Raw genomic sequence first — 7,212 nt, 5'->3', positions numbered from 1 at the left:
AAAATTATATTATAATTGCAGCTTTGGATGGTAAAGCTGGCGCTTTGAATTTTTCATATAACGAGTTGGAAACTATTAAAATTATTGATAGCAAAGGGGTTGTTTATAAACCTATGAATCAAGAAGAATTACCCGTTGAGACCCAAAATTTATTGAATATTTTAAAGCCTACATTGAGCAATGTTATTGGGTAAATGGGGAAGAATATGGAATTCTATGTTTTTACAGATGTAGATGAAAAAGGAAATAAAATTTTAGACCCAACTTCGGAATCTAATTTTTCTGTATTTTATAATGGAGATAGTTTTAATTGGCGATTGCCTTTAGGTTCTCTAATTCCTAAAAAGAGATGCCCTTTGGATGATGAAATGCTTAATGGAAGCTGGAAATTTTGCCCTTGGCATGGAAAAGAACTTTTAGAAATAGAAAAAAAATAACAATGATGAAAACAAGAAGAGATTTTGTTAAGCTTACAGCTTTGGCTGCAATAGGTACTATACCATTCAATGGCATGTCTAACCCTTTGTTTAGGAGTTTGTCAGAGTTGAAAACCGATTTAGATGTTTCTATTTTCTCAAAACATTTACAATTTTTAGATTACGAATCTACAGGTTCAATGGCAGCAGAGATGGGTTTTTCGGGGGTAGATTTAACGGTCCGCCCAAAAGGGCATGTAGAACCAAAGAATGTCATAGAAATTCTTCCAAAAGCTATACAAGCTATACAAAAAGGAGGGTCTTTATGTAAAATGATAACTACAAGTATAGAAAGTATTTCTAACCCTTTGGATGTAGATATTATTAAAACTGCAGCACAGGAGAATGTAGAATTTTATCGTACAAACTGGTTTGGGTATAAAGAAGAAATTTCTATGCAAGAATCTTTAATAGGTTACGCAGAAGAAGTACGCAAATTAGGGGAATTGAATAAAGAGGCTGGCATTATTGGTTGTTACCAAAACCATGTAGGAGTTCATGTTGGAGCTTCTTTCTGGGAAATTAAAAAAATATTAGAAACAGTAGACCCTAAATACTTTGGAACACAGTATGATATTAGACATGCAGCTGTAGAAGGAGGAATATCTTGGAAGAATGGTTTGCGATTATTGCAGTCTCATATAAAAGTAATCGTATTAAAAGATTACTTATGGAAACAAATAAATGGTACATGGAAGCTTGTTAATGTTCCAATAGGTGAAGGGATGGTAGATTTTGATACCTACTTTAAGCTATTAAAAAAATATGGATTAAAACCACCAGTATCTTTGCATTTAGAATATGACTTGGGAGGAGCAGAGAAAGGTAATCGTACTATTTCTGTAGATAAGAAAGTTGTTTACGATGCTATGAAAAAAGATTTAAAGGCAATTAATATTTTGTGGAAAAAAGCATAAGGAAAGAAAAACCCCGTAGCAAATAAATCTGCTACGGGGTTTACAACTAACCAACCTAAAAAACTATTTTTATTGTCTTCTACTACTTCTTGTAGTTGTAGACCTAGTGTTACTTCTAGAGCTTTTAGAAGGAGCGCTAGTTACTCTTCTAGAGCTTGCGCTTCTTGAAACGGTATTTCTACTTCTTGAAGGTGTTTTACTAACTGACCTTTGTTTAGAACTTCTTGTAGAAATACCTGAGCTTCTAGATACTCTTTGCGTAGGTCTTTGTATTGATTTTCTTTGCGTATTATTATTTCTTGTTGCAACAGTTCTCCCAGAGCTTCTATTTGCAGGTTTTTTGTAAGACCTAGTAGTACGTGTTGCAGAGGTACTTCTAGATGTTCTTTGTGTAGGCCTTTGTATTGATTTTCTTTGCGTATTATTATTTCTTGTTGCAACAGTTCTCCCAGAGCTTCTATTTGCAGGTTTTTTGTAAGACCTAGTAGTACGTGTTGCAGAGGTACTTCTAGATGTTCTTTGTGTAGGCCTTTGTATTGATTTTCTTTGCGTATTATTATTTCTTGTTGCAACAGTTCTCTCGGAGCTTCTATTTGCTGGTTTTTTGTAAGATCTAGTAGTACGTGCTACAGAGGTGCTTCTAGGTGTTCTGCTAATTTCTCTTTTTGTTATTGAAGTTCTTCTAGAGTTACTTCTATTTGTTTTTGTATACCCTCTCTGGGTAGTACTATTTCTATTATAAGTATTTCTGTTTACTGTTCTGTTGCTTCTTGTAGTGTTAGAACGAGTAGCAACTCTTTTGTCATTTCTATAAATTTTAGATCTAGATTGACGTGTCTTATTGTATCTATGTTCACGACCTATTTTAGCATAAGTTCTTCTAGTGTTATATCTATATGGGCTATAGTAAGTATAACGAGTTGGTGCATAGTACCTTCTGTAAGGTTTATTAAAAACCAAGCATAAGTTAATAGAGGGTCTTAAAAACAATCTGTGAAAAGGTCTGTAAACATAATGTCTATTATATCTATTTATATAACCAGTGTGATAGTCATAACTTCCTCGGTGGTTATAATATACGTACATACCACCAACTCTGTATACTCTTCCGTTTCTATACGTAACGCCTACAGAACCAATATTGGAAACTCTTCCATAATAATCATAATAAACAGGAACATTTTCTACTTGAATTATAGCGCCATAATCATCATATTGTGCATAAGGGCTATAATCGTAACCAGAATTAAAAGTAATGTTGCTATTATGATGTCCTAACCTGTTGTCTATGTAAAAATCGAATTCACCATCTGGGAATACGGAAAACGTAATGCCATTTTCTACAAAAATAAAAGAGTTATTGTATTGATAAGCATTGCGTGTTGCAACCTTATCATCTGTTGTACTAGCGTTGATACTTAATGTACCAAAAATAAGTGCTGTAAAAAGGAGTACTAATTTTCTCATGATATAAGGTTTAAATTTTAAATGCAACTATTTACATTCTCTTAGTATATACCAAACAACGTGCCAGAAAATTATAAATAATTTTAGTTGACTGATTATTAGCTTTCTAAAATGTATTTTTAGGTGTAGTATTTTAGGGGGAAGCTAAATTAATTTCTCTTTTAGGTAAGGAGCAGTAAGCGATTTTTTGTTTTTTGCAACAACCTCGGGTGTTCCTTGTGCAATTAATTGCCCTCCATTATCGCCACCTTCAAGTCCAAGGTCAATAATATAATCGGCACATTTTATGAGTTCAATATTATGTTCTATTACTACAATAGAATGCCCTTTTTCTATTAAGGCCGTAAAAGATTTTAAAAGTTTTTTAATATCATGAAAGTGAAGTCCAGTCGTAGGCTCATCAAAAATAAACAAGGCTTGGTCTTTTGTTTTACCCTTAACTAAGAAGGAGGCTAGTTTAATACGTTGTGCTTCTCCGCCCGAAAGGGTAGAAGAGGACTGTCCCAAAGTAACGTACCCTAGGCCAACATCTTGTAATGGTTGTAGTTTAGCAACTATTTTGGTTTGCTCGTTTCCTTTAAAAAAAGCTATGGCATCATCAATAGTCATGGTTAAGACATCATCAATACTGGCATTTTCAAATTTAACTTCTAGTACTTCTTTCTTAAAACGTTTACCATTACAAGCATCACATTCTAAATGTACATCTGCCATAAACTGCATTTCTACAGTAATTTCACCATCTCCTTTACATTTCTCACAGCGACCTCCATCCACATTAAAAGAAAAGTGTTTGGCTTGGTACCCTCTAATTTTACTCAATTTTTGCCCAGCAAACAAGCTGCGAATATCATCGTATGCCTTTATATAAGTAACAGGATTGGAGCGCGATGACCTGCCTATAGGGTTTTGGTCTACAAATTCAACATGTTTAATACCACTATATTTTCCATCTACAGAGGTAAATTGCCCAGCTTTTTCACCAAATCCTCCAACTTTTTTTAAAATAATAGGATATAATAATTTTTTTACTAAAGTACTTTTTCCGCTACCAGAAACCCCAGTAACCACGGTAAGTACATTTAAAGGAAAGAGAACATCGATATTTTTAAGGTTATTTTCTCTAGCCCCTTTTATTTCTATAAAATTAGAAAAAGGTCTTCTTTTTTTTGGTATTTCTATAGACATAGAGCCATTGAGGTAGCTAGCTGTTAAGGAGTCTGTTTTTAAAACTTCTTTCAGTGTACCATTGGCTACAACTTCACCACCATGGGTTCCTGCTTTAGGGCCTATATCAATAACTTGGTCAGCGGCTTTCATAATATCCTCATCATGCTCTACTACAATAACGGTATTTCCTAAATCCCGTAAGGATTTTAAAACAGTAATTAAGTTCTCGGTATCTTTCGGGTGCAGACCAATACTTGGCTCATCTAATATATACATAGAACCAACTAAACTACTACCTAGTGAAGTTGCTAAATTTATACGCTGACTTTCTCCACCGGATAGGGTATTCGATTTTCTGTTTAAAGTTAAATAGCTAAGACCAACATTCTCTAAAAACTCTAATCTTGTATTAATTTCTTGTAATAGTCTTTTGGCAACTGTAGTGTCGTGGGGATCTAACGATAAGTCTTTAAAAAAGGGGATAAGTTTTTTAATAGAAAGATTTACTAAATCTGTGATAGAAGTGTTAGCAACTTTTACATAATTGGTTTCTTCTCGGAGTCTTCTTCCTTTACAGCTTGTACACTTTGTTTTGCCTCGGTAACGAGAAAGCATTACTCTATTTTGAATTTTATAACTTTTATCTTCTAGCATTCCAAAAAATGCATGTATGCCTGTAAAATGAGAATTACCATCCCAAACCAATTGTTTTTGTTCATCGGTTAATTGAAACCAGGGTTTGTGTATTGGGAAATCAAATTTATAGGAAGAGTTTACCAACTCATCTCTATAAGCGCTCATACTTTCACCTCTCCAAGCAAATATGGCATTTTCATAAACAGAAAGGGCTGTGTTAGGTATAACTAAATCCTCATCAATACCTATAACATCGCCATAACCTTCACATTTTGGGCAAGCTCCATAAGGGTTATTAAAACTGAATAGATGCACATTTGGTTCTAGAAATTGTAATCCGTCTAATTCAAATTTATTGCTAAAAGAAACCTGCTTCTCTGTTTCTAAATCTTCTAGGATACAATTTCCTTTACCTTCAAAAAAAGCAGTATCTACCGCATTAGCAAGGCGATTGTAAAAATCTTCATCCTCTTTGGTAATAATACGGTCTATAACAAGATAAAATTCTTTACCTATATTTTCTGGGGCTTGGTCTATTCGTAGAACCTTTCCTTTATATTTTATTCTAGCATACCCTTGTTTAGAGAAAAGTTCTAGAGATTTAATAGAATATCGGTCTTCTGTTATTGTAATAGGCGCGAGCAATAATAGTTTTGTATTATCTTTATAGGTTTTAACATGGTTTACAACATCTGTTACCGTATGCTTTTTTACTTGCTTACCAGATACTGGAGAATAGGTTTTTCCGATACGGGCAAATAAAAGTTTTAAATAATCATAAATTTCAGTAGTAGTGCCGACCGTAGATCTAGGATTGGTAGAGTTTACTTTTTGTTCAATAGCAATTGCAGGAGCAATACCTTTAATGTAATCTACTTTAGGTTTGTTTAGTTTGCCAAGAAATTGTCTGGCATAGGAAGATAAACTTTCTACATACCTTCTTTGCCCTTCTGCATATAAAGTATCAAAAGCTAAACTAGATTTTCCTGAACCCGATAAGCCTGTTATAACTACAAGTTTGTTTCTAGGTATTACAACATCTATGTTTTTTAGATTATGCAGCTTAGCACCTTTAATTATTATATTTTCTTTGGGGTTTACTTCTAGTAGTGTAGACATCTTATTATTTAGAAAAACAAAGATACAATATGCCTTTAATTTATGCGCAAAGTATTTAAATACGGAGCTTAAAAGTTAAATAATTTATAAAGTCATTTGTTAATAACATTTAATTTTACCTATCTTTGACTAACACTAAACGTTAATTAGCCTATAGAAACAAATTTACTTTTTTAAGTTAGAATAGTACCCACAAGACCTTTTCATAAGAAAAGGCCCCCAATTTTAACCCTAAAAGTAAACACTATGGATCTACAAATTAACGACGCAGTACTGGTAAAACAGTATATTGATGGAGACGAAAGAGCATTAGAATCTCTAATTAATAAGCACAATAAACGTATTAACGGTTTTATTTATTCAAAAGTAGGTGATCGAGAGATTACGGAAGATATTTTTCAAGATACCTTTATGAAAGTTATTAGAACTCTAAAAAGAGGTTCTTATAATGAAGAAGGTAAATTTTTACCTTGGGTAATGCGTATAGCCCATAACCTTATAATTGATCATTTTAGAAAAACGAATCGAATGCCAAAATTTGATGGATCAGATACGTTTAGTATTTTTTCTATTATTGGTGATGAAAGACTTAATATAGAAAAGCAATTAATAAAAGAGCAAATAGATACAGATTTGTCCTTACTAATAAAGGAACTTCCTAAAGACCAACAAGAAGTTTTAGAAATGCGTATATATAAGGATATGAGTTTTAAAGAAATATCCGACAATACAGGCGTAAGTATTAATACGGCTTTGGGGAGAATGCGCTACGCATTAATTAACCTTAGGAAGATTATTGAGGAGTATAATATAGTTTTAACGATTTAATTGGTAAAAGGTCGACTAGTTTGATTACATTGTACAAAGATGGCGTTATACATTTGAAACAACATCAATAGTACTATGGAGAAAATTTACACTAAAAGTCAAAAAGAATGTGAGTTAGTTAAAGCACAACCAGAAACAATTCAGTTTTTATTGAACTTCTCTAAGTCTTTAAAAATTACAGAAGCTAAAGGAATAAAATTCGAGAGTAATTTAAACTAAGCTTTACTACATAATATATAAGGAACTCTTAAGATTTGTCTTAAGGGTTTTTTTATGCTTTAAAATGAAGTAGAACAAATACTATCCTAAAAAGAAGCCATAACCTTTATGGACTAAATAGATTATATCTAAAGAACACAGCATTTTCACATGCATATTGTTTCCTGCCTTTTGCAACTATATTAATACTTACATATTGTGCAATAATTAGAATTCCCTTGTTTCACATCAAAAAGTAGGGGTTTTACAACATACTTTTTACCACGGCTTATGTTTTATATAGTTTTAGACTATAATTAAGAAATCACATTGATTTTAGATTAACTATTAAATACAAACCATTAACTAAGAAAAGCCCCCTGATCTTAAAAACAAAAAAA

Annotated in this window: 7 protein-coding genes; 5 read left to right on the top strand and 2 right to left on the bottom strand. The window is 32.5% G+C overall.

Translation table 11 applies throughout. The annotated features are described in order from the left end of the window. The 3 genes from QZZ51_RS15590 to QZZ51_RS15580 form a co-directional block, all read left to right on the top strand. Nucleotides 1-194: hypothetical protein (locus QZZ51_RS15590; protein ID WP_291871340.1), on the top strand; the 194-nt coding region annotated here is incomplete at its 5' end. 12 nt (nt 195-206) lie between these two features. Further along, nucleotides 207-437, top strand: coding sequence for a hypothetical protein (locus QZZ51_RS15585; RefSeq protein WP_291871339.1), 231 nt, complete (start codon nt 207-209; stop codon nt 435-437). A 2-nt stretch (nt 438-439) separates the two neighbouring features. Further along, nucleotides 440-1,393 (top strand): sugar phosphate isomerase/epimerase family protein, encoded by a 954-nt coding sequence (locus tag QZZ51_RS15580; protein ID WP_291871336.1) that lies wholly within the window; start codon nt 440-442, stop codon nt 1,391-1,393. 69 nt (nt 1,394-1,462) lie between these two features. Here the strand turns inward: QZZ51_RS15580 and QZZ51_RS15575 are convergent, their stop codons facing one another. Together QZZ51_RS15575 and uvrA are read right to left on the bottom strand one after the other, a co-directional pair. After that, nucleotides 1,463-2,860 carry a hypothetical protein gene (locus tag QZZ51_RS15575; protein ID WP_291871334.1) on the bottom strand — a complete coding sequence of 466 codons (1,398 nt, stop codon included), beginning with the start codon at nt 2,858-2,860 and terminating at the stop codon, nt 1,463-1,465. A 144-nt stretch (nt 2,861-3,004) separates the two neighbouring features. Continuing rightward, nucleotides 3,005-5,785: an excinuclease ABC subunit UvrA gene (uvrA, locus tag QZZ51_RS15570; protein ID WP_291871333.1), complete on the bottom strand. Its 2,781-nt coding sequence runs from the start codon at nt 5,783-5,785 to the stop codon at nt 3,005-3,007. Nucleotides 5,786-6,031: 246 nt separating this feature from the next. On the opposite strand from uvrA, the gene QZZ51_RS15565 reads away from it, so the two are divergent. After that, nucleotides 6,032-6,613: a sigma-70 family RNA polymerase sigma factor gene (locus tag QZZ51_RS15565; RefSeq protein WP_291871331.1), complete on the top strand. Its 582-nt coding sequence runs from the start codon at nt 6,032-6,034 to the stop codon at nt 6,611-6,613. A gap of 75 nt (nt 6,614-6,688) precedes the next feature. Next, entirely contained in the window at nt 6,689-6,832 is a 144-nt protein-coding gene (locus tag QZZ51_RS15560) for a hypothetical protein (protein ID WP_291871329.1), read from the top strand. Nucleotides 6,833-7,212 lie beyond the last annotated feature (380 nt).

This window comes from Maribacter sp. (assembly GCF_016744255.1).
Classification (GTDB): domain Bacteria; phylum Bacteroidota; class Bacteroidia; order Flavobacteriales; family Flavobacteriaceae; genus Maribacter_B.
This window is presented reverse-complemented; position numbering and strand designations above follow the sequence as displayed.